Origin of the sequence: Pseudomonas sp. 9.2(2024) (assembly GCF_039695385.1) — a bacterium.
Classification (GTDB): Bacteria; Pseudomonadota; Gammaproteobacteria; order Pseudomonadales; family Pseudomonadaceae; genus Aquipseudomonas; species Aquipseudomonas paraglycinae.
Window position 1 is genome coordinate 4,323,821 of sequence record NZ_CP155585.1, and the last position, 23,146, is coordinate 4,346,966.

Below are 23,146 nucleotides of genomic sequence, written 5' to 3' on the forward strand. Positions count from 1 at the left end.
ACAACGACAACACCTGAGTAACCGCCATGAAAACCGTCGCCCAGCTGCTCAAGCTCAAAGATCCGAAAAATCAGGAAGTGCACCAGATCAAACCCGATCACATGGTGCTCGAAGCGCTGATGAAAATGGCCGAGAAAAACGTCGGCGCCCTGCTCGTGGTGGAAGACGACAAAGTGGTGGGCATCATCAGCGAGCGTGATTACGCGCGCAAACTGGTGCTGCACGGGCGCTCCTCGGTGGGCACGCCGGTGCGCGACATCATGGTGGCGAACGTGATCACGGTGGACACCCACCAGACCGTCGACACTTGCCTTGGCATCATGTCCGACAAACGCCTGCGTCACTTGCCGGTGGTGGAGAACGGCAAACTGATCGGCCTGCTGTCGATCGGCGACCTGGTCAAGGAAGCGATTGCCGAACAGGCCGAGCTGATCAAACAGCTGGAGCAGTACATTCGCGGGGAGTGATCAGCCGGGCCAATGCCGCGCAAAGACCGGCGCCAGCACCGGGTGTCGGTCGATGCGCTGCAGCCACGCATGGAAACCGGGTCGGGCCTGGCGCAGGTGTTCGCGGGCACCGGCCCAGCGCGTGACCACCGCCGCCAGCACATCCAGTGCGCCCGGTGTTTCATCGTCCAGGTACAGCTCGGCCGAGAACTGATCGGCAAACACCTCCCAGCTCCAGTGCAGTCGTTCCCGCGCCCCCGCCATCAAATTCTGCCGCGAGGCCTCGTCCGGCATCACCAGCCAGCGTTCCGGGTAATCAATAATCCCGATGGCCGCATAGCAATTGCTGACGATGTACACCAGGCCCCGAATCGCCTGATCGCGGTCAGCGCCGTTGGCCGGCAGCAGGCCGGATTGCGCAAAGCTTTGCCCCAGATGAATCAGGATCGCCGCACTTTCGGTGATGACACTGCCGTTCGGCAGTTGCAGGGTCGGGATCTGTTTGAGCGGATTGAGCCGCGCCAGCTCCTGCGCCGCTTCCGCGCTGGCCTCGATATCGATGAAGCGGTAAGCCACCTGACACAGCTCGAGCGCCGCCTCGATGGCCGCCGCCCCTGAATTGCGATGTCCGTAGAGCTGATACATATCCCCTCCTCCACTGCGAAAGGCATCCTGCCTGGCCCTATTTATAGCTGTTGTATCGAATTTGGCACGGATTGCGCATTCATCGGCAGCTTGCGAATCCCTGATTTCGCAAAACAGCGCTGGCGGTGCCCATCCCGCACCAAGAGCAATCAGCGAACGCTATCCGCGTTCTTGTAAGGTGCGATACCGAACCAAAAGTTCGCGTATCCGAGCTGGCAACAAGGAGTTCACCGCGTGAATCTTCATCTGCTGCGCCACACTCTTCTCTCCGTGCCCCTGTACCTGCGCCGTGTTCGTCCTGCGAACTGTCCGTGCATTCCTTTTATTACCTGAACGCCTGCACTATTTATTTTTTAAATAGCACGCAGAAAGTCATTGCGTGCGCGCTGCATTAATGAATGCAACAACACATTGTTCGACAATAACTTTCAGACAGCACACCGATACAACTTTTGCTGTTCGGCGTTAATGTCCAAAGCGCACCAAAACTGCACTATCAATCATTATCCAGAGCCGATTTTATTTAGACAAAAACAAGGAACATCGCCTGTGACCCGCTAAAACACTGACCCGCACCAAATCAGTCCGCCACGCACCATCACGCGTCCTGGCCGACACGAGAACAGCCGCTCTATCTCGCTGAACAGCGCGATACCGCGCCAGGCCTGTCTCGCCTTTGAAAAAGCCCTGCAAACAGGGCCGTCGGGAGGTTATGCGCCCATGAAAACCGGCGTGCCTGATGAAACTTATATAAATGCGACATACGTATCATCCGTGAAATAACCGCTACACATTTGTTTACTGTTTGGCACAGCGGTTGCTATTGCATCAACCATGAGGGCAAGAACGATGTTCGCCACTCAATTGCACACTCACTTATAAAAGAACAGCCACGGACCGGATCAATGAACCATCGAAGTCGACGTTACTGAAGCAATAAGCTGCACAAGCCCTGTTCAATAGATAGTTCAACTATCGGCTTCTACACACCTGTATGAAAGTTGCGACCACTCACTCGAACAACGCTGTGTTGTTCGAACGGCACCTTATTGCCCTTCATCCACCCGAGGGAGCTTTAATGAACGATGCGGTAAAGCACAGAAGTCCGCCGGGGCCCTTGCGGGAAGCGCCGCTCCCGTCGGTTGCGGGCCGGCCCGTGTTTAAGGCCAACACTTCGCAGCCCGGCGGCCTGAACAAACAACAGATGCTGTTGCTGGTGGCGGTGTCGGCGTTGATACACGGCGGCGCCTGGTGGTTTTTCCAGCAGGCGCGGGCCGAACCGCTGCCGACGCCACCGGAAATTCCGGAAATGACCGTCGAGCTCACCAGCCCGACACCGCCGGCCCCGCCGACACCGGAGCCGCCCCCACCACCGCCACCGCCCGAACCGGAACAACCGGTGGAAGACGAGGACGCGGTCAAGCCGCCGCCCAAACCGGTGGAGAAACCCAAGCCGATCGAAAAACCGAAACCGGTCGAGAAACCCAAACCGGTGAAAAAGGCCGAGCCGCCGAAAGCGCCGCCCGCCCCTGCGCAACCGGCAGCGCCTGCCGCTCCGGCCACCCCGAGTGCGCCTCCTGCACCTGCGGCGGCACCGGGCCCGGTGAAAGAGTCGGCGGCGATTTCCGGCCTCGCCAGCCTCGGCAACCCGCCGCCGGAATACCCGTCGCTGGCCCTGCGGCGCAACTGGGAAGGCAGCGTGGTGCTGCGGATTCAGGTGCTGGCCAACGGTCGCGCCGGTTCGGTGACGGTGACCAAATCCAGCGGCAAGCCGCAACTGGATGACGCGGCGGTCGCGGCGGTGAAGGCCTGGAAGTTCATACCGGCCAAGCGCGGCGACACACCGATCGACGGCTTCGCCACCCAGACCATCGATTTCAAATTGCCGCAATGACGGCGCGACAACCGAACTCACAACCGATTAACGCAAGCGAGGTGTAGCCATGAACGATTCTCTGTCTTCGATGATTGTCCCCGGCGTGCTCTGGGGGCTGGTGCTGTTTTCCGTGGTCAGCTGGGCGATCCTGCTGGTCAAGTCGGCGCAATACTTGCGCCAGAAAACCCAGAACAAGCAGTTCAGCAAAGCCTTCTGGGGCGCGCCGGATCTGCTCACCGCCGCCGAACACGCCAGCCAGTATCCGGGCTCGCTGGCGCGGATCGCCAGCAGCGGTTTTGAAGCCTTGCTGGTGGAAGAGTCCCCGCGCACCACCCAGCAACTGGCACACACCATCAACCGTTCCGACCGACTGGAGCGCAACCTGCGCCAGCAGATCCAGAAGGAACGTCGCTCGCTGGAAAACGGCCAGGCGATCCTCGCCAGTATCGGCAGCACCGCGCCGTTCATCGGTCTGTTCGGCACCGTGTGGGGAATCATGGAAGCCCTGCAAAGCATCGGCGCCAGCGGTTCGGCCAGCCTGGAAACCGTGGCCGGGCCGATCGGCCACGCGCTGATCGCCACCGGTGTGGGGATTGCCGTCGCGGTGCCGGCAGTGCTGATTTACAACTTCTTCCTGCGGCGCCTGAAACTGGCCTCGGCGGACATGGATGACTTCGCCCACGACTTCGACGCCCTCGCCTCGCGCAGCGCTTTCTCCATCAGCCGCCAGGCCATCGCCAAATCCACGGCCGCCGTGCGGGAGGCCAGCTGATGTCCTTTTCCACTCAAGACAGCGATGAAGTGCTCAGCGAAATGAACGTCACGCCGCTGGTGGACGTGATGCTCGTGCTGCTGGTGGTGTTCATCGTCACCGCACCGCTGATGACCAACGCGATCAAGGTCAACCTGCCAAAAACCGACGCCGTCGCTCCCGCCGAAAAGAAAGACCCGGTGGTGGTCAGCGTCGATCAGGACGGCAAGTTCTTCCTGGCCAAGACCGAGCTGGCGCCGGAATCACTGGAGGCCAGCCTCAAGGAGGTCAAGGCCAAAGATGCCGACGTACGCGTGCAGCTGCAGGCCGACTCCGCCGTGAATTACGGCCAGGTCGCCAAAGCCATGGCGTCCATCGAGCGCTCGGGCATCACCAAGATATCGGTAATGACCACCCGCTGACGGCGGTGCCGGGCGCGCAGTGAGGGACGCGCCCGACACCGTTCGTTGAATCCCGTCGCAATCGGCCGACCGAAAAAACGCAGCGCGTCTTCGGAGGGGATCGGCTTGCTTGAAGAAAGTGGTTTTCGCGGCGCGGCACCACCGTGCTCCGTGCAAAGAGGGCTCACAAGGCCATTTCGATAAACGTCTAACAAAGTCGGAAACAACCATGCTGATGAACACTCCACGCTTCACGCTCAAACCCTTGGTGGCGACGATTTCCCGCCACCGTTTCGTTCCGTTGTACCTGGTGGCCATGGGGATGGGCGCCGGGGTTCAGGCTGCCGAGGACGACAACAGCGTCCCGGCCGCCGCTGCGGTGGTCGCGCCGACCACGCAACTGCAACGAGTCGAAGTGACCGGTTCGGCGATCCGTCGGGTCGACGCGGAAACGGCGGTGCCGATCACCGTGCTCAAGGCCGATGAACTGCGCAAACAGGGCGTGACCACCACCGCCGAACTGGTGCAGCGCATCACCGGCAGCCAGTCGATCAACAACAGTGCAGGCTCGGTCGGCGCGGCCACCGGCGGTGCATCGTTCGCCGACATGCGCGGCATCGGCGCGAACAAAACGCTGGTGCTGCTCAACGGTCGCCGACTGGCCAACAACGCCCTGTCGGGCACCAACTCGGCCGGCGGCGCGGTGGATCTGAACATGATCCCGTTTGCCGCGATCGAGCGCGTGGAAGTGCTGCGCGACGGCGCCTCGGCCCTGTACGGTACCGACGCCATCGGCGGCGTGATCAACTTCATCACCAAGAAATCCATGACCGACGGCCAACTCACCCTCGGCGGCGAAACCCCGACCCACAGTGGCGGCGGTGCGACCAAGGACATGAGCGCCAGTTGGGGCTACGGCGATCTGGAGCAGGACCGCTTCAACGTGCTCGGCGTGTTCAACTACAACAAGCAGCAGAACCTCGACGCCAACGACCGCTCCTTCGCCCGCGACTATGTGCCCGGCCGTGGCCTGGACCAGACCTCCGGCACTGCGTTCCCCGGCAACTACAGCCAGAACGGCAACGCCACCAACCCGCTGGCCAACAGCAATTGCAACGGCCCCAACCTGGTGGCCCGCGACGGCCTCTGCCGCTTCAGCACCCGCGAATACATCGACCTGGTGCCGCAGACCGAGAAAACGTCGTTCTTCGGCAAGACCACCGGCAAACTGGCCGACGACCACAACGTCAACCTCGAATACTTCTGGTCGCGCAACAACAACGCCACCGCTATTGGCCCAGCGCCATTGACCGGCCTGAGCCTGGATTCGTCCTCGCCCTACTACCCCGGCAACGGCATCACCCCGGCGCCCACCGGTTTCGCCCTCGATCCGACGCAACCGGTGGACGTGAACTGGCGCGAAACCGCCGCCGGCCCGCGCGAATCGAAAGACCAGAACACCAGCCAGCGCTTTCTGCTGAGCTTCGACGGTCTGGTGGGCGGCTGGGATTACAACGTCGGCGCCTCGTACAACCAGAACAAGATCGTCTCCAGCGTCACCAGCGGCTACGTCAGCGATCAGGCGATGATCGACGGTCTGGCCAGCGGTCTGCTCAACCCGTTTGGCCCGCAGACCAGCGCCGGTCAGCAATACATCGATCAGGCCGCGTACCACGGCGCCTATTCCACGGCGGTCGGTCGGGTCGCCGGTTTCGACGGGCGGATCAGCCGCGAGATCGGTGACTGGTTCGGTGCCGGCCCGTCGGGTCTGGCGCTGGGCGGCGAGTACCGCAAAGAGAAATTCCACCAGGACTTCGAAGCCTTCGCCGGCGACATCCAGAGCCTGGGCATTGACCCGGCCGGCAGCGTCGAAGGCGACCGCAGCGTGAAAGCCGCCTACGCGGAAATCAACGTGCCGGTGCTCGACAGCCTGGAATTGTCCGCTGCGGTGCGTCACGACAGATACAGCGACTTCGGCAGCACCACCAACCCGAAATATTCGTTCCGTTATCAGCCGCTCAAGGAGCTGGTGGTGCGCGGCGCCTACAGCGAAGGCTTCCGCGCACCGTCGCTGTATGAGTTGTATTCGCCGCGCAGCATCACCTTCACCCAGGGCTACTACAACGACCCGGTGCTGTGTACCGGCGGCGTGGTGCAACCGGGCGGCAACGGCGGGCGTGATTGCGGTCAGCAGTTCCTCAACCAGATCGGCGGCAACGAAGACCTGGCCCCGGAGAAGGCGCGCAACGTGACGCTGGGCTTCGTCTATCAGCCGGTCAGCAATCTGTCCGTGGGCCTGGATTTCTGGTGGATTCACATCTCCAACCAGATCCAGCCGTTCCCGGAATCCACCGTGTTCGATCAGGCCGGCAGCTACCCTGACCGCTTCGTGCGCAACGCCGACGGCACGCTCAACTACATCGTCACCGGCAACGCCAACCTCGGCATCGTCGAAACCAACGGCGTCGATGTGTCGCTGGACTATCGCTTCCCGAACACGCCGTACGGTCAATTCGGCCTGGGCCTGCAAGGCACCTATGTCGACGAGTACGACTTCCAGAGCACCATCAAGGGCCCGTTCACCGACAAGGTCGGCGACTTCAAGGGCGACGGTGTGATTGCCCGCTGGAAACACAACCTGACCGGTTCCTGGACCTTCGGTGCAGCCCGCGCGGCGCTGACCAACCGCTTCACCACCGGCTACAACGACTACGACCGCGAGACCAACGCGCGGGTCGCGTCGTATTCGGTGTGGGACCTGTCGGCCGGCTACACCTTCGACAAGGTGCTGGACGTCGATGCCGGGGTGAAGAACCTGTTCGACCGCGATCCGCCGTTCTCCAACCAGGCCTACAACTTCCAGAGCGGTTATGACCCGCGCTACACCGATCCGCTGGGCCGCACGCTGTTTGCGCGCATGACGTACCACTTCTGAGTCCCGGTCGGGGCCGCGCAAGACTCCGGCCGGCCCCTTCCCCTTGCGAATTCGCATCCCGCAGCGGCCTGCCGCCGCTTCGGGTTTTTCCGGCTCAGAGGAACGACTTCATGACATTCATGCGCAACATGGCCGGCCTGCTGCTCGGCAGCGCGCTGCTGTGCAACGCGTCATCTGCGCTGGCCGGCGGCAGCTACGCGATGACGGTGTACGGCGAGGCGCCTAAATACCCCGCCAGTTTCCAGCACTTCGATTTCGTCAATCCCGATGCCCCCAAGGGCGGCTCGCTCAGCCGCGCTTCGATGGAGATCGGTCAGTACAACTACATCACCCCGTATGCCGATCAGGGCATTTCCGTGGTGCAGGTCAACGACTGGGTGTATTCGCCGCTGGCGTTCCGTTCGCTGGACGAGCCCTACACCGTCTACGGTCTGGTGGCGCAATCCATGGAGCGCGATCCCGGCGGTCTGTGGGTGCGTTTCAACCTGAATCCCGAGGCGCGTTTCGCCGATGGCACGCCGATCACCGCCGAGGACGTGCGCTACACCTTCGAACTGTTGATGACCAAGGGCAGCCTGAGTTATCGCCAGCAATACGCCGACGTGCAGGACGTGCTGATCGAAGGCCCGCGGCAGATTCGCTTCACCTTCAAGAACAACCTCAACCGTACCCTGGCGCTGGATCTGGCGTCGTTGCGGCCGGTGCCCGAGCACTGGTGGAAGACCCGCGACTTCGCCAACGGCGGCGGCTTCGAGCCTCCGCTGGGCAGCGGCCCGTACCGGGTGAGCAAGGTCGACGCCGGACGCAGCATCAGTTTCCAGCGTGACCCGCAGTGGTGGGGCAAAGACCTGCCGGTCAGTCGCGGGATGTACAACTTCGACAGCCTGACCGTGAATTTCTATGGCGACACCGACGTCGCCCGACAACTGCTGCAGGCCGGGGCGTTCGACTACAACCGCGAGTTTTCCTCGTCCGGTTACGTGGTCGGCTACGACAGCCCGGCCCTGCGTGACGGTCGCCTGCAACAGGCGATTCTCGCCCCGGACAAACCGACCAGCGCTCAGGGTTTCGTGTTCAACCTGCAGAACCCGTTGTTCAAGGATCGCCGCGTGCGTCAGGCGCTGAGCCTGCTGTGGGATTTCGAGTGGACCAACAAGCAGATGATGCGCGGCTTCTACGTGCGCCAGAACAGCTACTGGCCGAAGAGTGAAATGGCCGCCACCGCCCTGCCCGACGCCGGCGAACTGGCGATCCTCGAACCGCTGCGCGGACAGATTCCGGACGAGGTTTTCAGCCGGGTCTATCAGGCGCCGAAAACCGATGGCAGCGGCTACATCCGCGACAAGCAGTTGCAGGCCCTGAAGCTGCTGGCCGAAGCCGGATGGACGCCGAAAAACAACCGGCTGGTGAACGCCGCCGGCGAGCCCTTCGAATTCACCTTCCTCGACGGCCAGGGCGGTTTCGACCGCATGCTGCTGCCGTACAAACGCACCCTGGCGCAGATCGGCATCACCCTGAATCTGCGGCGTATCGATTCAGCGCAGTACATCAACCGGCTCAACGCCCGGGACTACGACATGATCGTCACCAGTTTCCCGCGCAGCGGCGATCCGATCGTCTCGCCGGGCCGCGAGTTGTACAGCCTGTATGCCTCGCAGAGCGCCACGCAGGTCGGCAGTTCCAATTCGATGGTGCTGGCGGACCCGGCGGTGGACCGGCTGATCGACGGCCTGGTCCAGGCCAATACCCGCGACGCTATGGTGCGTTACGCCCGCGCCCTAGACCGGGTGCTGCAATGGGGTGACTACATGATTCCCAACTACTACTCCAAAGGCACGCCGACGGTGTTTCAGAACCGCTTCGGCAGGCCACCGGTGCAGCCGATTTACAGCGAAGGCCTCGATACCTGGTGGGAGGTCTCGGCCAAGCCGCTGACCAATCAGCAGATGAGCGCCCTGCGCCAGCTCGCGGGGGGCCAGTGACATGTGGCGTTATCTGAGTCGACGTCTGTTACTGATCATCCCGACGCTGCTGTGCATTCTGGTGGTCAACTTCGTCATCGTGCAGGCCGCGCCCGGCGGCCCGGTGGAACAGGCCATCGCCCGCCTGCAAGGTTTCGGCGGGCACAGCATGGGCGGCGCCAGCGAGGTAACCGCCATCGGCGGTGCCGGGCGCAGCAGCCGAGGCCTGGACCCGGCGCTGATCGAAGAGATCAAGCACCACTACGGCTTCGACAAACCGATGCACGAACGCCTGTGGCTGATGCTGAAAAACTACGCGCAACTGGACCTGGGCAGCAGTTTCTTTCGCGGTGCGAAAGTGACGGATCTGATCGTGCAGAAGCTGCCGGTGTCGCTGTCCCTCGGCCTGTGGGCGACCTTGATCACCTACCTGATTTCGATCCCGCTGGGCATTCGCAAGGCGATCAAAAACGGCAGCGCATTCGATGTCTGGAGCAGCACGGCGATCATCGTCGGTTACGCGATGCCGGCGTTTCTGTTCGCGATCCTGTTGATCGTGGTGTTCGCCGGGGGCAGCTACGTCAACTGGTTTCCGGTGCAGGGGCTGGTTTCGGACAATTTCGACAGCCTGAGCCTGTGGGGCAAGGTCGGCGACTACCTCTGGCACCTGGTGTTGCCGGTGACGGCGCTGGTGATCGGCGGTTTTGCGACGCTGACGATCCTGACCAAGAACAGCTTCCTCAACGAGATCAGCCGCCAGTATGTGATCACCGCGCGCGCCAAGGGCCTGACCGAAAGACGCGTGCTCTACGGCCATGTGTTTCGCAACGCGATGCTGCTGGTGGTCGCCGGTGTGCCGTCGGCGTTGATCGAGGTGTTTTTCGCCGGCTCCCTGCTGATCGAAACCATCTTCAACCTCGACGGCCTCGGGCGCATGAGCTACGAAGCGGCGGTGTCGCGGGACTACCCGGTGGTGTTCGGCACGCTGTTCCTGTTCACCCTGTTCGGCCTGTTGATCAAGCTGATCGGCGACCTCTGCTACACCCTGCTCGACCCGCGCATCGACTTCTCGGCGAGGACTGCCTGATGTTCACACTCTCCCCTCTGGGCCGGCGGCGCATCGCCCAATTCAAGGCCAACCGTCGCGGGCGCTGGTCGCTGTGGCTGTTCATCGGGCTGTGCCTGATCTGCCTCGGCGGCGAACTGATCGCCAACGACAAGCCGCTGGTAATCCGCTACCACAACGCCTTTTACTTCCCGATCCTCAGCGAGTATCAGGAAACCGATTTCGGCGGCGAACTGCCGTTCCAGCCGGATTACGCGAGCAATTACGTACACAAACTGATCGAGGATCAGGGCGGCTGGATGCTGTTCCCGCCGATCCCGTTCAGCTACGACACGGTCAATTACGACCTAACTGAACCGGCGCCGAGTCCGCCGTCCTCCAGCAACTGGCTGGGCACCGACGATCAGGCCCGGGACGTGTTGGCGCGGGTGATTTTCGGCACGCGGATTTCGATCCTGTTTGCGCTGATTCTCACCGCCGTCAGTGCGCTGATCGGCATCGTCGCCGGGGCGTTGCAGGGTTATTACGGCGGCTGGGTCGACTTGCTCGGGCAGCGGGTGCTGGAGATCTGGTCGGGATTGCCGGTGCTGTACCTGCTGATCATTTTGTCGGGGTTCGTCTCGCCGAGTTTCTGGTGGCTGCTGGGGATCATGGCGCTGTTTTCCTGGCTGGCACTGGTGGACGTGGTGCGCGCCGAGTTCCTGCGCGGGCGCAGCCTGGAATACGTCAAGGCCGCGCGGGCGCTGGGCCTGACGGACAGCGAGCTGATGCGCCGGCACATTCTGCCCAACGCCATGACCTCCACCCTGACCTACCTGCCGTTCATTCTGACCGGCGCCATCGCCACCCTCACCGCGCTGGATTTTCTCGGCTTCGGCATGCCCGCCGGCACCGCATCGCTGGGCGAACTGATCGGCCAGGCCAAGCGCAATCTGCAAGCGCCGTGGTTGGGGCTGACGGCGTTTTTTGCCCTGGCGCTGATTCTGTCCCTGCTGGTGTTTATCGGCGAAGCCTGCCGTGACGCGTTCGATCCGCGATCCTGATCCCCGGAGCTGAAATGACCGACAACCTGATTGAAATCCGCGACCTGCGCGTCGCCTTCGCCGGGCACGAAGTGGTGCACGGCGTGAACCTCGACATCCGCCGTGGCGAGTGCCTGGCACTGGTCGGCGAATCCGGCTCGGGCAAGTCGGTGACGGCCCACTCGATCCTGCGTTTGCTGCCGGGCAAAACGGTCAGCAGCACGGGCAGCATCCGCTACAACGGCGTGGACTTGCTGCATGCCAGCGAGCAGCAGATGCGCGGCTTGCGCGGCAACCGCATCGCGATGATTTTCCAGGAGCCGATGACCTCGCTGAACCCGCTGCACACGGTGGAAAAGCAGATCAGCGAAGTGCTGGAGATCCACAAGGGGCTCAAGGGTCGCGCCGCACGCCAGCGCACGCTGGAGCTGCTGGAGTTGGTGGGCATTCGCCAGCCGTTGCAGCGCTTGAAGGCCTATCCGCACCAGCTCTCCGGTGGCCAGCGGCAACGGGTGATGATCGCCATGGCGCTGGCCAACGAGCCGCAATTGCTGATCGCCGACGAACCGACCACGGCGCTGGACGTGACCGTGCAGCAGAAGATTCTCGAGCTGCTGATCGAGTTGCAGCAACGCCTCGGCATGTCGCTGCTGCTGATCAGTCACGACCTCAATCTGGTGAGACGCATCGCCCAACGGGTGTGCGTGATGCGCCACGGGGAAATCGTCGAACAGGCCGACTGCGCAACGCTGTTCCGCACCCCGCAGCATCCTTACAGCCGCCTGCTGATCGAGGCGGAACCGTCCGGCGCACCGGTGCCGAGTCGCTACGATCACAATCTGCTGGAAGTGGATGATCTAAAAGTCTGGTTCCCGCTGCCCAAGTCGTTGTTCAGCCGCACCCAGGAATACATCAAGGCCGTGGACGGCGTGAGTTTCCGTCTGCAACGGGGCAAGACCCTGGGGATTGTCGGCGAGTCCGGCTCGGGCAAGTCGACGCTGGGCCAGGCGATTCTGCGGCTGGTGGAATCCGAGGGCGAGATTCGCTTCGGCAACAAGCATTTGAGCCTGCTCAATCAGCGCTTGATGCGCCCGTTGCGCCGGCAGATTCAGGTGGTGTTCCAAGACCCGTTCGGCAGCCTCAGCCCACGGATGTCGGTGCAGCAGATCATCGCCGAAGGCCTGCTGACCCACGGCATCGGCACGGCCGAAGAACGCGAAGCGGCGGTGATCCGCGTGCTGGAGGAAGTCGGCCTCGATCCGCAGAGCCGCCATCGCTATCCCCACGAGTTCTCCGGTGGCCAGCGCCAGCGCATTTCCATCGCCCGGGCGCTGGTGCTGGAACCGGCGCTGATTCTGCTCGACGAACCGACCTCGGCGCTGGACCGCACGGTGCAGAAACAGGTGGTGGAATTATTGCGGCAGTTGCAGATCCGCCATGGCTTGACGTACCTGTTCATCAGCCATGACCTGGCGGTGGTGCATGCACTGGCGCACGATTTGATGGTGATCAAGGACGGCAAGGTGGTGGAACAGGGAGCGTCGCGCCAGATTTTTGCGGCGCCGCAGCATGTCTATACCCAGGAACTGCTGAAAGCCTCCGGCCTGGCATTGGCAAAAACCGGGGGTGAGCGGGTTCCAGCAATCTGACCTTCAGTGCTTTCAGATTTATTTTCCGGCCATTGCATCCAAACGCCTCCGTCACGGGTAGTCCCTGTAACAGCCCCCTTTCGGCTGTCAGCGGTTTACCCTTTTTCGGAGAAACACTGATGAACATCACCCAACTGATCGGCTTCACCGGTTTGCTCGCCGTCGCCTCGACAAGCTTTGCCCAAAGCAGTTATCCCGATGCGATCAAGGTGCCGGACGGTCACAAGATCGCGATGGAAACCACCGGGGTCGGCGAGATCACCTACGAATGCCGGGACAAGGCCAATGCCGCCGGCCAGACCGAGTGGGTGTTCGTCGGCCCCAAAGCGGTGCTCAACGATCGCAGCGGCAAACAGGTCGGCACCTACTTCGGCCCGCCCGCCACCTGGCAGGCAAAGGACGGCTCGAAAGTCACCGGCACGCAATTGGCCGTCGCGCCGTCGAGCCCGGGCAACCTGCCCTATCAATTGGTCAAGGCCAACCCCGCCGAGGGCAAAGGCGCGATGAGCGGCGTGAGCTACATCCAGCGCGTCGCGCTCAAGGGCGGCGTGGCGCCGGGCAGCGAATGCACGGCGGCGAACAAGGGCAAACAGGAAGTGGTGAAGTACCAGGCCGACTACATTTTCTGGGCCGCGAACTGAGCCTGACTGGACGTTTGCTCGATGCTTGCTAGATTGCAGGACATGCCATTACCCGAAACCGCGTTCGATTACGAAGCCCGCCTCGCCGCCTGTGCCCGCGGCGAGCGCGGGGCCCTGCGCGAATTGTATGTGCAGGAAAGCTCGCGGCTGCTCGGTGTGGCCCGACGTCTGGTGCGCGACACGGCGCTGGCCGAAGACATCGTTCACGACGCATTCATCAAGATCTGGGCCGGCGCGGCGGGTTTCGATCCGGCGCGCGGTTCGGCCCGGGGCTGGATGTTCAGCGTGACCCGCCATCTGGCGTTGAATGTGTTGCGCAATCACGACCGGGAAACGCCGTTGAACGACAGCAACGAATCTCTGGCGATTGATGACGACTTCGATGCGCTGGCGCAATCGACCCGCATCCATCGCTGCCTGCATCAACTGGAACCGCAACGCCGCCGCTGCATCCTTCACGCCTACGTCGACGGTTACAGCCACGCGCAGATCGCCCAACGCCTCGACACGCCGCTGGGCACCGTCAAAGCCTGGATCAAACGCAGCCTCAATGCGTTGCGGGAGTGCATGGGATGACCACCGAATCGGCGCAGGAACGCGATGAACTGGCCAGCGAATACGTGCTTGGCACCCTCTCGGCCCAAGAGCGCGCCGAAGTGCAACGACGCTTGCCCAACGAGCCCGAGCTGCAAACGGCGGTGGATGCCTGGGAGCGGCGTCTGCTGGAGCTGACCGACCTCGCCCCGGCGCATCAGCCCTCGCCGCAGCTGTGGCAGCGCATCGAACGCAGTGTCGGGCAACTCGCCCATAAAGTGGCGCCCGAGATTTCATGGTGGAATCGCCTGTCGCTGTGGCGCGGATTGAGCGCTGCCGGGTTGGCCGCGACTTTGTTGCTGGGTTCGATCCTGTTGACCCAGACCACACCGAAACCGAGCTTTCTGGTGGTGCTGGTCGCCCCGCAGGATAAGGCGCCGGGCTGGGTGATACAGGCCAGCAGTCCACGGGAGATCCAGTTGATTCCGCTGGGCGTGGTCGAGGTGCCGGCCGACAAGGCGCTGGAGTTCTGGACCAAGGCCGACGGCTGGCAGGGTCCGGTGTCGCTGGGGCTGGTCAAACCGGGCCAGGCGCTGTCGATCCCGCTGGACAAGCTGCCGCCGCTGCAACCGAACCAGTTGTTCGAGCTGACGCTGGAAGGCGCCACCGGTTCGCCGATCGGCAAACCTACCGGGCCGATCCAGGCAATCGGCCGCGCAGTGAAGGTGCTGTGACAAACCATCATCGGCGTCGATGTTCACCATCACGTCAATGAAGTTCTCTTAAAAAATCCCGGGCGTAACATCGGCTCCATACCAAACAAACAACACCCCCGGAGCACACCATCATGAAACGCCAAGTCATCCTCAGCATTGCCCTCTCGGTTCTGGCCTTCAACGCATTTGCCGCCAAACCTGCCCACACCATGATCGCCGAAGGCGGTTCGGATCGTCTGATCGAACGTCGCGTTGCCGAAGGTGGTTCGGATCGTCTGATCGAGCGTCGCGTTGCCGAAGGTGGCTCGGATCGTCTGATCGAACGCCGCGTTGCCGAAGGTGGTTCGGATCGTCTGATTGAACGTCGCGTTGCTGAAGGTGGCTCGGATCGTCTGATTGAACGTCGCGTTGCCGAAGGTGGTTCGGACCGTCTGATCGAACGCCGCGTTGCCGAAGGTGGTTCGGACCGTCTGATCGAACGCCGTGTTGCCGAAGGTGGTTCGGATCGTCTGATCGAACGCCGTGTTGCCGAAGGTGGTTCGGATCGTCTGATCGAACGCCGCGTTGCCTGAATGAATGGCTTGATCGCAACAACCCAGAAAAAACCCGGCTCCCGTCAGCCGGGTTTTTTTATTCCCTTTTGATCGTCCTCAGCCCTTGGCCATGCAGCGCCGATAACGCTCGTCGACCCGTTTGGCAAACCACGCCGTGGTCAGCTTGCGGGTGATCTTCGGGCTCTGCAGCACGATGCCCGGCAGCACCGCACGGGGCAATGACTTGCCTTCCGCACGCTCCGCCAGCTCGAAGACCCGTTGATACAGTTTGGTCTCCTCGAAAGCCAGGCTATCGCCCTTCTCCAGTTGATCGCGGATCACCGGATTGCGCATGCCCAGGGATTTGCCGAGGGTGCGCACCGCCAGTTCCGTGCTGCCCGGCATGATCGCGCCCGGGCGGATCAGGTCGCCATCCAGCGCCAGCGGAATGCCCGACGCCCGGCTGACCGCGTTCTGAAACGCCGCGTTGCGACTGGCGTACCAGCCGGCGTTGAAATCGGCGAAGCGGTACAAAGGTTCGCGGTAACTCACCGGATAACCGAGCAAATGGGCGATGCCGAAATACATCCCGCCGCGACGGCTGAACACCTCGCGGCGAATCGTCCCGTCCACCGGGTACGGATAGTCTTTGGCATGCTTCTCGGCGAATTCGATGCTGACCTGCATCGGCCCGCCGGTGTGCACCGGGTTGAAACCGCTGAACAGCGTACGGCCCATCGGCACCGAACCGATGAAGTCGTCGAAAATCGCGCTCAATTCCTTTTCGCTGCGGGCGGCGCTCAGGCGTTCGCTGTAGGTCTTGCCGTTGGGCGAACGCACCTGCAAGGCGCCGCTGATCAACAGGCTCGGGATATGCACCTTGGCGGCGCGGCGGTCGATTTCATCACGGGCGATCTTGCCCAGTCCGGGCACCGGCGGATCGACCTGAAAGGTGGATTCCTGCTCGGCGACGGCCAGCACCGAACACAGATTCTGTGTGGTCGGGCTGATGCCCTGGGCGGCGAACGCCGCGTAGATGTCAGTGGCCCAGCCCTGACGGTCGACGGTTTTTGCCGGCAGCAGGCGCACGATCTGCGCCTTGACCTCGGCGGGCGGGCGCGGCGCCGGTTCTTCGCTGCGTTGACCGGCGCAACCGGCCAGTACCAGCAGCGCGGCGAGGCTGACGATTAATCGAGGGGTGTGCATAACGCTTCATCCAGTCCGTTGAGCCGGGTTAACCCTACGCTCAATCGCAGGGTGCAGGATAGGACTGCGGGCCGGCGGCGCTGTTCCATCGCCCCGTTTGGCAGGCCGACTGGCCGCCCTCGCCGTCTGATCCATACTTGCTGCTGCACACTCAGTGGCAAGTCTTGGATCAGGACACGCGAGGAGGACAGACCATGAACCGCAGTGATGTTCTGATCATCGGCGCAGGCCCCACCGGACTGGTGCTGGCCCTGTGGCTGAGCAAACTGGGCGTGCGCGTGCGCATCATCGACAAGGCTTCCGCTCCGGGCACCACGTCGCGGGCGCTGGCGGTGCAGGCGCGCACCCTTGAGCTGTACCGGCAACTGGATCTGGCCGACGCGGTGGTGCGCAACGGTCACCGGGTGGCCGCGGCGAATTTCTGGGTCAAGGGCAAACCCGTGGCGCAGCTGCCGCTGAACCGGATCGGTGAAGGCCTGACGCCCTATGCCTTTCTGGAGATGTACCCGCAGGACGAACACGAGCGGCTGCTGATCGACCGCCTCGAAGACTACGACGTGACCGTCGAGCGCAACACGACGCTGGAGAGTTTCACCGAAAACGGCGACGGCCTTACCGCGCATTTGCGCCTGCCGGATGGCGAGCAGGAAATCTGCCAGGCCTGCTATCTGGCCGGGTGTGACGGCGCCCGTTCGGTCGTGCGCAAAACCCTCGACACCGGTTTTCCCGGCGGCACTTATCAGCAGATTTTCTACGTCGCCGATGTGCGGGCCAGCGGCCCGGCGCTCAACGGCGAGTTGCATCTGGATCTGGATGAGGCGGACTTTCTGGCGGTGTTCCCGCTGGCCGGCGAAGGCCGTGCGCGGTTGATCGGCACCGTGCGCGACGAACGTGCGGATCGCGCCGAAACCCTGGAATTCTCGGATGTCAGCAATCGCGCCATCGAACATCTGAACGTGCACATCGAGGACGTCAACTGGTTCTCCACCTACCGAGTGCATCATCGGGTGGCGGATCACTTTCGCAAAGGCCGGGCGTTTCTGCTCGGCGATGCGGCGCACGTACACAGCCCGGCCGGCGGTCAGGGCATGAACACCGGCATCGGCGATGCGATCAATCTGGCGTGGAAACTCGCGGCAGTGCTCGGCGGCGCGGCCACGCCCAAACTGCTCGACAGCTACGAAACCGAACGCATCGCCTTCGCCCGGCGACTGGTGTCGACCACCGACAAAGTTTTCAGCTTCGTCACCGCCGAAGGCCGCATGGCCGATCTGTTGCGCACGCGACTGGCACCGTTCCTGATTCCGAAAATGGCCGCGTTCGAGACCAGCCGCGAATTCCTGTTTCGCACGGTGTCGCAAATCACCGTCAACTATCGGGGCATGGCATTGAGCGAAGGCGTGGCCGGGCATGTCCACGGCGGTGACCGCTTGCCGTGGGCCCATGATGGCGAGGGGGACAATTACGAGCCGTTGCGCCACCCGTGCTGGCAGGTGCATGTGTACGGCGACACCAGCGACGAGATGATCGCCTGGTGCAATGAACATCACTTGCCGCTGCACGTGTTCGACTGGCGCCCGGCATTTGAAACGGCGGGCTTGGGGCGCAACGGCTTTTACCTGCTGCGCCCGGATACCTACGTGGCGATTGCCGACAACAGCGCGGATCCGAAGGTGATCGAACGGTATTTCCGTGATCACGGGATCCGGCCGTTTTTCAGTTGTCCCTGAAGGATCAGATCCCGGCCAGGGCCAGGTCCATCGCAAAGTAGGTGAAGATCAGATCCGCGCCCGCGCGCTTGATCGCACCGAGGCTTTCGCGCACCACGCGATCTTCGTCGATGGCCCCGGCCTGGGCGCCGAACTTGATCATCGCGTACTCGCCGCTGACCTGATACGCCGCCAGCGGCAGGTTCGAGGCTTCGCGGATGTCGCGGATGATGTCCAGGTACGCGCCGGCCGGTTTGACCATCAGCGCGTCGGCGCCTTCCTGCTCGTCAAGCAACGATTCGCGCAGGGCTTCGCGGCGGTTCATCGGGTTCATCTGATAGCTTTTGCGATCGCCCTTCAGCGCGCTGCCGCCGGCCTCGCGGAACGGGCCGTAGAGCGCCGAGGCGAATTTGGTCGAGTAGGCCATGATCGGAATCTGCGTGAAGCCGGCGTCGTCCAGTGCCCGGCGAATCGCCCGCACCTGGCCATCCATCGCCGCCGACGGCGCGATCACGTCGGCACCGGCACGGGCTGCCGCTACCGCTTGCTTGCCGAGGTTGATCAGGGTCTGGTCGTTGTCGACTTCATGGTTGTGCATCACGCCGCAATGGCCGTGATCGGTGTACTCGCAGAAGCAGGTGTCGGACATCACGATCATTTCCGGCACGGCGTCCTTGGCGATCCGCGACATGCGCGACACCAGACCGTTCTCACGCCAGGTGTCGCTGCCGTTGGCGTCCAGGTGATGAGACACGCCAAACGTCATCACCGACTTGATCCCGGCCCGGGCGTAACGCTCGATTTCGCCGGCCAGTTTGCGCTCGGGAATACGCATCACGCCGGGCATGCTCTTGATCGGCACGAAGTCGTCGATCTCTTCTTCGACGAAGATCGGCAGCACCAGATCGTTGAGGGAAAACTCGGTTTCCTGGAACAGGCTGCGCAGGCTCGCATTGCGGCGCAGACGGCGTGGACGTGCTTCGGGGAACTGACTGGACATGGGGCCTTTCCTGAAAACAGCGGATGAGACGAAAGTCGTAGGGGGCGAAGCTTATGCCTTGCGAGGGACGGGGTACAAACCTGGATCAATCAACAGTGCATTACCGGGCACGCAACAATCTGCGCACCCGGCTGCAACAGGGTCAGGAAGGAATGGTCAGGCCGCGCACAACGGCCGGCCGCGCCAGGAAGCGCTCCAGCACCCGGGTGACGTTCGGGAAGTTGTTGATGCCGACCAGATCGCCGGCTTCGTAGAAACCGATCAGGTTGCGCACCCACGGGAACGTGGCGATGTCGGCGATGGTGTAGCGCTCGCCCATGATCCAGTCGCGGCCTTCCAGGCGGGTGTTGAGGACGCTGAGCAGGCGGCGGCTTTCTTCGACGTAGCGGTCACGGGGACGCTTGTCTTCGTAGTCCTTGCCGGCGAATTTGTTGAAGAAACCGAGCTGGCCGAACATCGGGCCGATACCGCCCATCTGGAACATCAGCCACTGAATGGTTTCGTAGCGCAGCGCGCCTTCCTGGGCCAGCAACTGGCCGCTCTTGTCGGCGAGGTAGATCAGGATCGCGCCGGATTCGAACAACGGCAGCGGTTTGTCCTCGGGACCGTGGGGGTCGAGGATCGCCGGGATCTTGTTGTTCGGGTTCAGAGAGAGGAATTCCGGAGACATCTGGTCATTGGTGTCGAAGCCCACGCGGTGCGGCTCGTAGGGCAGGCCGATCTCTTCGAGCATGATCGAGACCTTGACGCCGTTGGGGGTCGGCAGGGAATAGAGCTGAATCCAGTCAGGGTACTGCGCCGGCCATTTCTGGGTGATCGGGAACGCGGACAGATCAGTCATGTGTAGCATCCAGTCACAAAATGAAAGGCCTGAGCATAATCCACGATCAGCGCTCTGGCTCGGGTTCTTTACGCCCTCGCCCGCCGGCTTACTTAAATCCGCAACATCCTGTGGTTAACCTTCCCTTCAATAGCGCAGGTTGAACGCTAAAGTGCCGCGCACGTAACCGAATCGAACCAAACGGGCCTCAGGGGGCTCCAAGCAAGCCAGTGATGACAGGGAAAACACCCGGCGCCCACGCACCGGTGCAGAGGTTTGTCAGCCTTAACCGAACAGACTGAAGACGCCTTATCCCATGACGAACTTGATGAAAGTCGCCAACCGCTTCAAACATCGCGCGTATGTGGCCCTGCCCACCCTGCTGGCAGTCAGCGCGCTGTTCCTGTCGCTGGAATCCAGCGAAAGCCGTGCGCAACCGGTGGACGGCACCCAGACCCTGGTGTTCCTGCGCCATGCCGAGAAACCCGCCGGTGGTCTCGGCCAGCTCAACTGCCAGGGCCTGAACCGGGCGATCGACCTGTCGACCCTGCTACCGGAAAAATTCGGCAAGGCCGACTATGTGTTCGCCGCCAACCCGACGCGCAATGTCGAGGAAGGCGAGCTGGACAACTCCTACAGCTACATCCGCCCGCTGATGACCATCAGCCCGGCGGCGATCAAGCTCGGCCTGCCGGTGAACATCGAGTTCTCGGCCAACGACACCAGCGACCTGGCCCGGGAACTGACCGACGACAAGTACCACAACTCGACCATTTACACCGCGTGGTCCCACGGCTACCTGCCGGAGCTGATCAACAAGGTCGCGGGCAAGGCCGTCGGCGAGAAGCAGAAGATCACCGAAGATTGGGAATCCAGCGATTACGACTCGCTGTACGTGCTGACCCTGACCTGGCACAACGGCAAGGCCAGCCTGCAGAGCCACAGCTACAAACAGGGGCTGGATAACGGCCAGGAAAGCTGTCCGACCTGAGTTTGCCCGGGGCCCGCTCGGGCCCCGTCAGGCCTGGGGTTTGATTCGCTGACGCAAATATTCGATAACGGCCTGCCGCTCCCCGGCAAATTCGATCCGCCCGCCCTTCTTCTCGCGCTGGAACACATACATCGGGTCGTAATACTCGCGCAGCAAACCCTCGATCCACGCGCGGTGCAAATCCACCGCCCCGCTGCGGCTCTGCTCCGCCAGCGCCTCTTCCATCCACACCCGCATCCGTCGATGCCGTTCGCCGCCCAGGCGCTTGTGCACGTTGTCGAGGCTGTCCAGCAACCGCTCGGAAAACCGCCCGAAACCCTCGTCCCCATGCACTGCCTGAAATTCGGCGGACAAATCCACCACGTAATCGCGCAGGATCCGCTCGACGCGCTGCTCGAAACGATCTTCCAGCCAGACCATCGGGTATTGCTGCATGCCCTGATACAGCGACAGCGGCAGCGCACAGCTGCCCACCACCCGGCTCTCATCCTCCAGCACAAACTGATCGATGCCGGCCGCACGTTTTTTCAGGAAGTCGATGGCCAGCCGGTTCTCGAAATCGATGTTCGACGGCTGACCGGTGGCGCGCTTGCCGAAACTCGAGCCCCGGTGATTGGCATGGCCTTCCAGATCCACACTGTTGCGCAGTTGCACCAGCACTTCGGTCTTGCCGGTGCCGGTCATGCCGCCCAGCAACACGAAATCACAGTCGGCCTGGGCGGATTCGAGCGTGTCGATCAGAAAACCCCGCAGCGCCTTGTAGCCACCGCCGATACGCGGGTAATCGATGCCGGCTTCTGTCTTGAGCCACTGCTGGACGATCTGCGAGCGCAGGCCGCCACGAAAGCAATAAAGAAACCCGTCGGGATGCGCCTGGGCAAATTCCGCCCACGCTTGCAGACGCTCGGCCTTGACCGCGCCGGACACCAATTGATGGCCCAGCTCGATGGCGGCCTGCTGACCGTGATGCTTGTAGCAAGTGCCGACCCGCTGCCGCTCGATGTCGTTCATCAGCGGCAGATTGAGCGCCCCGGGAAACGCGCCCTTGTGAAACTCGACCGGCGCACGGGCGTCCATCAGCGGCCGGTCGTTGAGGAAGATGTCGCGGTAGTCGGTGACGTCGATGGACATCAATTCACCTCGACCGCGTGGCTCTGTCGCCCGATCAACTCACCGATCGGCTCAAGCGCGAGGCCGAGTTCGGCAGCGACGGCGAGGAATTCGGCATTGCCTTCGGGGGTCACGGCCACCAGCAATCCGCCGCTGGTCTGCGGGTCGCACAGCACCCGCTTGTGCAATTCCTGCACCCGCCCGACGCGGCCCGAATAACTGTCGAAATTACGCAGGGTGCCGCCCGGTACGCAGCCCTGCTCGAGGTAATACTCGACACTCGCCAGACGCGGTACCCGGTCATAAAAAATGCGCGCCGTCAGGTGACTGCCGTCGGCCATTTCCACCAGATGCCCGAGCAGCCCGAAGCCGGTGACGTCGGTCATGGCAGTGACCCCGGCCAGTTTGCCGAAACGGCTGCCGGGCTTGTTCAGCGTACACATCCAGTCCCGGGCCTCGCCGATGTCGTCGGGGCGCAGCTTGCCCTTCTTCTCGGCGGTGGTGAGGATGCCGATGCCCAACGGTTTGGTCAGGTACAGCAGGCAACCGGCGGTGGCGGTGTCGTTGCGTTTCATGAAGCGCTTTTCCACCAGCCCGGTGACGGCCAGACCGAAGATCGGCTCCGGTGCATCGATCGAATGCCCGCCGGCCAGCGGAATCCCCGCCGCATCGCACACCGCACGTCCGCCGCGAATCACGTCTCGCGCCACTTCCGGCGCCAGCACGTTGACCGGCCAGCCGAGGATCGCAATCGCCATCAACGGATCGCCGCCCATGGCGTAGATGTCACTGATGGCGTTGGTGGCGGCGATGCGACCGAAGTCGAACGGGTCGTCGACGATCGGCATGAAGAAATCCGTGGTCGACACCACCCCGCGCTCGGCATCGATCTCATACACCGCCGCATCATCGCGCGACGCGTTGCCGACCCACAGTTTCGGATCAAGGTTCTGCGCCCCGCTGCCGGCCAGAATCACCTCCAGCACCTTGGGCGAAATCTTGCAGCCACAGCCGGCGCCGTGGCTGTATTGGGTCAGACGGATGGGCTCGGTCATGGGGCAGTCTCCGGGAGGCAGTGGGAGGGATTTTAGCAGAGGGGTCGGCGGGCAAAAAAAAGCCGCCCTTACGGGCGGC

General features: G+C 62.7%; 21 protein-coding genes. 15 read left to right on the forward strand and 6 right to left on the reverse strand.

The window, feature by feature from the left end:
* Nucleotides 1-26: 26 nt before the first annotated feature.
* Nucleotides 27-467 (forward strand): CBS domain-containing protein, encoded by a 441-nt coding sequence (locus ABFB52_RS19415; protein WP_064380861.1) that lies wholly within the window; start codon nucleotides 27-29, stop codon nucleotides 465-467.
* Here ABFB52_RS19415 and ABFB52_RS19420 read toward each other — a convergent pair whose 3' ends face one another.
* Nucleotides 468-1,091: a glutathione S-transferase N-terminal domain-containing protein gene (locus ABFB52_RS19420; protein WP_102717061.1), complete on the reverse strand. Its 624-nt coding sequence runs from the start codon at nucleotides 1,089-1,091 to the stop codon at nucleotides 468-470.
* Nucleotides 1,092-2,169: 1,078 nt separating this feature from the next.
* Between ABFB52_RS19420 and ABFB52_RS19425 the strand changes: the two genes are divergently transcribed.
* From ABFB52_RS19425 to ABFB52_RS19480, 12 genes are all read left to right on the forward strand, one after another.
* A complete protein-coding gene (locus tag ABFB52_RS19425; protein WP_346836092.1) occupies nucleotides 2,170-2,985 on the forward strand; it encodes a TonB family protein in 816 nt (271 codons plus the stop codon).
* A gap of 49 nt (nucleotides 2,986-3,034) precedes the next feature.
* Complete coding sequence (locus tag ABFB52_RS19430; RefSeq protein ID WP_085608298.1) at nucleotides 3,035-3,739, forward strand: MotA/TolQ/ExbB proton channel family protein; 705 nt, start codon at nucleotides 3,035-3,037, stop codon at nucleotides 3,737-3,739.
* Nucleotides 3,739-4,140 carry a biopolymer transporter ExbD gene (locus tag ABFB52_RS19435; protein WP_011335072.1) on the forward strand — a complete coding sequence of 134 codons (402 nt, stop codon included), beginning with the start codon at nucleotides 3,739-3,741 and terminating at the stop codon, nucleotides 4,138-4,140. Before ABFB52_RS19430 ends, ABFB52_RS19435 begins: the two co-directional genes overlap by 1 nt.
* A gap of 208 nt (nucleotides 4,141-4,348) precedes the next feature.
* A complete protein-coding gene (locus ABFB52_RS19440) occupies nucleotides 4,349-7,054 on the forward strand; it encodes a TonB-dependent receptor (RefSeq protein ID WP_165369576.1) in 2,706 nt (901 codons plus the stop codon).
* A 110-nt stretch (nucleotides 7,055-7,164) separates the two neighbouring features.
* Nucleotides 7,165-9,036 carry an extracellular solute-binding protein gene (locus tag ABFB52_RS19445; protein ID WP_129974299.1) on the forward strand — a complete coding sequence of 624 codons (1,872 nt, stop codon included), beginning with the start codon at nucleotides 7,165-7,167 and terminating at the stop codon, nucleotides 9,034-9,036.
* Between the two features lies 1 nt (nucleotide 9,037).
* A complete protein-coding gene (gene yejB / locus ABFB52_RS19450) occupies nucleotides 9,038-10,102 on the forward strand; it encodes a microcin C ABC transporter permease YejB (protein ID WP_011335075.1) in 1,065 nt (354 codons plus the stop codon).
* Nucleotides 10,102-11,124: an ABC transporter permease gene (locus tag ABFB52_RS19455; protein ID WP_129974300.1), complete on the forward strand. Its 1,023-nt coding sequence runs from the start codon at nucleotides 10,102-10,104 to the stop codon at nucleotides 11,122-11,124. Before yejB ends, ABFB52_RS19455 begins: the two co-directional genes overlap by 1 nt.
* A 14-nt stretch (nucleotides 11,125-11,138) precedes the next feature.
* Complete coding sequence (locus ABFB52_RS19460; RefSeq protein WP_129974301.1) at nucleotides 11,139-12,752, forward strand: ABC transporter ATP-binding protein; 1,614 nt, start codon at nucleotides 11,139-11,141, stop codon at nucleotides 12,750-12,752.
* Between the two features lie 119 nt (nucleotides 12,753-12,871).
* A complete protein-coding gene (locus ABFB52_RS19465; RefSeq protein ID WP_064597927.1) occupies nucleotides 12,872-13,393 on the forward strand; it encodes a DUF3455 domain-containing protein in 522 nt (173 codons plus the stop codon).
* 42 nt (nucleotides 13,394-13,435) lie between these two features.
* Entirely contained in the window at nucleotides 13,436-13,969 is a 534-nt protein-coding gene (locus tag ABFB52_RS19470) for a sigma-70 family RNA polymerase sigma factor (protein ID WP_178082648.1), read from the forward strand.
* Nucleotides 13,966-14,661 carry an anti-sigma factor gene (locus ABFB52_RS19475; RefSeq protein ID WP_129974303.1) on the forward strand — a complete coding sequence of 232 codons (696 nt, stop codon included), beginning with the start codon at nucleotides 13,966-13,968 and terminating at the stop codon, nucleotides 14,659-14,661. The genes ABFB52_RS19470 and ABFB52_RS19475 overlap by 4 nt, the downstream gene beginning before the upstream one ends.
* A 113-nt stretch (nucleotides 14,662-14,774) precedes the next feature.
* Nucleotides 14,775-15,215, forward strand: coding sequence for a hypothetical protein (locus ABFB52_RS19480; RefSeq protein ID WP_011335081.1), 441 nt, complete (start codon nucleotides 14,775-14,777; stop codon nucleotides 15,213-15,215).
* A 78-nt stretch (nucleotides 15,216-15,293) separates the two neighbouring features.
* Here ABFB52_RS19480 and ABFB52_RS19485 read toward each other — a convergent pair whose 3' ends face one another.
* Nucleotides 15,294-16,382 (reverse strand): DUF1615 domain-containing protein, encoded by a 1,089-nt coding sequence (locus ABFB52_RS19485; RefSeq protein WP_129974241.1) that lies wholly within the window; start codon nucleotides 16,380-16,382, stop codon nucleotides 15,294-15,296.
* Between the two features lie 194 nt (nucleotides 16,383-16,576).
* On the opposite strand from ABFB52_RS19485, the gene ABFB52_RS19490 reads away from it, so the two are divergent.
* Complete coding sequence (locus ABFB52_RS19490) at nucleotides 16,577-18,112, forward strand: FAD-dependent oxidoreductase (RefSeq protein WP_129974240.1); 1,536 nt, start codon at nucleotides 16,577-16,579, stop codon at nucleotides 18,110-18,112.
* 4 nt (nucleotides 18,113-18,116) lie between these two features.
* Here ABFB52_RS19490 and hemB read toward each other — a convergent pair whose 3' ends face one another.
* Nucleotides 18,117-19,091 carry a porphobilinogen synthase gene (hemB, locus tag ABFB52_RS19495; RefSeq protein ID WP_085648205.1) on the reverse strand — a complete coding sequence of 325 codons (975 nt, stop codon included), beginning with the start codon at nucleotides 19,089-19,091 and terminating at the stop codon, nucleotides 18,117-18,119.
* Between the two features lie 142 nt (nucleotides 19,092-19,233).
* Nucleotides 19,234-19,932, reverse strand: a complete 699-nt coding sequence (locus ABFB52_RS19500) for a glutathione binding-like protein (protein WP_039770231.1) — start codon at nucleotides 19,930-19,932, stop codon at nucleotides 19,234-19,236.
* A gap of 295 nt (nucleotides 19,933-20,227) precedes the next feature.
* Between ABFB52_RS19500 and ABFB52_RS19505 the strand changes: the two genes are divergently transcribed.
* Nucleotides 20,228-20,902, forward strand: a complete 675-nt coding sequence (locus tag ABFB52_RS19505; RefSeq protein ID WP_085745881.1) for a histidine phosphatase family protein — start codon at nucleotides 20,228-20,230, stop codon at nucleotides 20,900-20,902.
* A gap of 27 nt (nucleotides 20,903-20,929) precedes the next feature.
* Here ABFB52_RS19505 and mnmH read toward each other — a convergent pair whose 3' ends face one another.
* Both mnmH and selD read right to left on the reverse strand, forming a co-directional pair.
* On the reverse strand, nucleotides 20,930-22,033 hold the full coding sequence (gene mnmH, locus ABFB52_RS19510) for a tRNA 2-selenouridine(34) synthase MnmH (protein WP_129974239.1): 1,104 nt from the start codon (nucleotides 22,031-22,033) through the stop codon (nucleotides 20,930-20,932).
* The gene (gene selD / locus ABFB52_RS19515; protein ID WP_129974238.1) at nucleotides 22,033-23,067 is read right to left on the reverse strand and encodes a selenide, water dikinase SelD; all 1,035 of its coding nucleotides are present in this window, start codon (nucleotides 23,065-23,067) and stop codon (nucleotides 22,033-22,035) included. The genes mnmH and selD overlap by 1 nt, the downstream gene beginning before the upstream one ends.
* Between the last annotated feature and the right edge of the window lie 79 nt (nucleotides 23,068-23,146).

Excerpts from the sequence above, each read along its gene's own strand:
- ABFB52_RS19415 (WP_064380861.1), top strand. The coding sequence starts at position 27 with ATGAAAACCGTCGCCCAGCTGCTCAAGCTCAAAGATCCGAAAAATCAG.
- ABFB52_RS19420 (WP_102717061.1), bottom strand. The coding sequence starts at position 1,091 with ATGTATCAGCTCTACGGACATCGCAATTCAGGGGCGGCGGCCATCGAG.
- ABFB52_RS19425 (WP_346836092.1), top strand. The coding sequence starts at position 2,170 with ATGAACGATGCGGTAAAGCACAGAAGTCCGCCGGGGCCCTTGCGGGAA.
- ABFB52_RS19430 (WP_085608298.1), top strand. The coding sequence starts at position 3,035 with ATGAACGATTCTCTGTCTTCGATGATTGTCCCCGGCGTGCTCTGGGGG.
- ABFB52_RS19435 (WP_011335072.1), top strand. The coding sequence starts at position 3,739 with ATGTCCTTTTCCACTCAAGACAGCGATGAAGTGCTCAGCGAAATGAAC.
- ABFB52_RS19440 (WP_165369576.1), top strand. The coding sequence starts at position 4,349 with ATGCTGATGAACACTCCACGCTTCACGCTCAAACCCTTGGTGGCGACG.
- ABFB52_RS19445 (WP_129974299.1), top strand. The coding sequence starts at position 7,165 with ATGACATTCATGCGCAACATGGCCGGCCTGCTGCTCGGCAGCGCGCTG.
- yejB (WP_011335075.1), top strand. The coding sequence starts at position 9,038 with ATGTGGCGTTATCTGAGTCGACGTCTGTTACTGATCATCCCGACGCTG.
- ABFB52_RS19455 (WP_129974300.1), top strand. The coding sequence starts at position 10,102 with ATGTTCACACTCTCCCCTCTGGGCCGGCGGCGCATCGCCCAATTCAAG.
- ABFB52_RS19460 (WP_129974301.1), top strand. The coding sequence starts at position 11,139 with ATGACCGACAACCTGATTGAAATCCGCGACCTGCGCGTCGCCTTCGCC.
- ABFB52_RS19465 (WP_064597927.1), top strand. The coding sequence starts at position 12,872 with ATGAACATCACCCAACTGATCGGCTTCACCGGTTTGCTCGCCGTCGCC.
- ABFB52_RS19470 (WP_178082648.1), top strand. The coding sequence starts at position 13,436 with ATGCCATTACCCGAAACCGCGTTCGATTACGAAGCCCGCCTCGCCGCC.
- ABFB52_RS19475 (WP_129974303.1), top strand. The coding sequence starts at position 13,966 with ATGACCACCGAATCGGCGCAGGAACGCGATGAACTGGCCAGCGAATAC.
- ABFB52_RS19480 (WP_011335081.1), top strand. The coding sequence starts at position 14,775 with ATGAAACGCCAAGTCATCCTCAGCATTGCCCTCTCGGTTCTGGCCTTC.
- ABFB52_RS19485 (WP_129974241.1), bottom strand. The coding sequence starts at position 16,382 with ATGCACACCCCTCGATTAATCGTCAGCCTCGCCGCGCTGCTGGTACTG.
- ABFB52_RS19490 (WP_129974240.1), top strand. The coding sequence starts at position 16,577 with ATGAACCGCAGTGATGTTCTGATCATCGGCGCAGGCCCCACCGGACTG.
- hemB (WP_085648205.1), bottom strand. The coding sequence starts at position 19,091 with ATGTCCAGTCAGTTCCCCGAAGCACGTCCACGCCGTCTGCGCCGCAAT.
- ABFB52_RS19500 (WP_039770231.1), bottom strand. The coding sequence starts at position 19,932 with ATGACTGATCTGTCCGCGTTCCCGATCACCCAGAAATGGCCGGCGCAG.
- ABFB52_RS19505 (WP_085745881.1), top strand. The coding sequence starts at position 20,228 with ATGACGAACTTGATGAAAGTCGCCAACCGCTTCAAACATCGCGCGTAT.
- mnmH (WP_129974239.1), bottom strand. The coding sequence starts at position 22,033 with ATGTCCATCGACGTCACCGACTACCGCGACATCTTCCTCAACGACCGG.
- selD (WP_129974238.1), bottom strand. The coding sequence starts at position 23,067 with ATGACCGAGCCCATCCGTCTGACCCAATACAGCCACGGCGCCGGCTGT.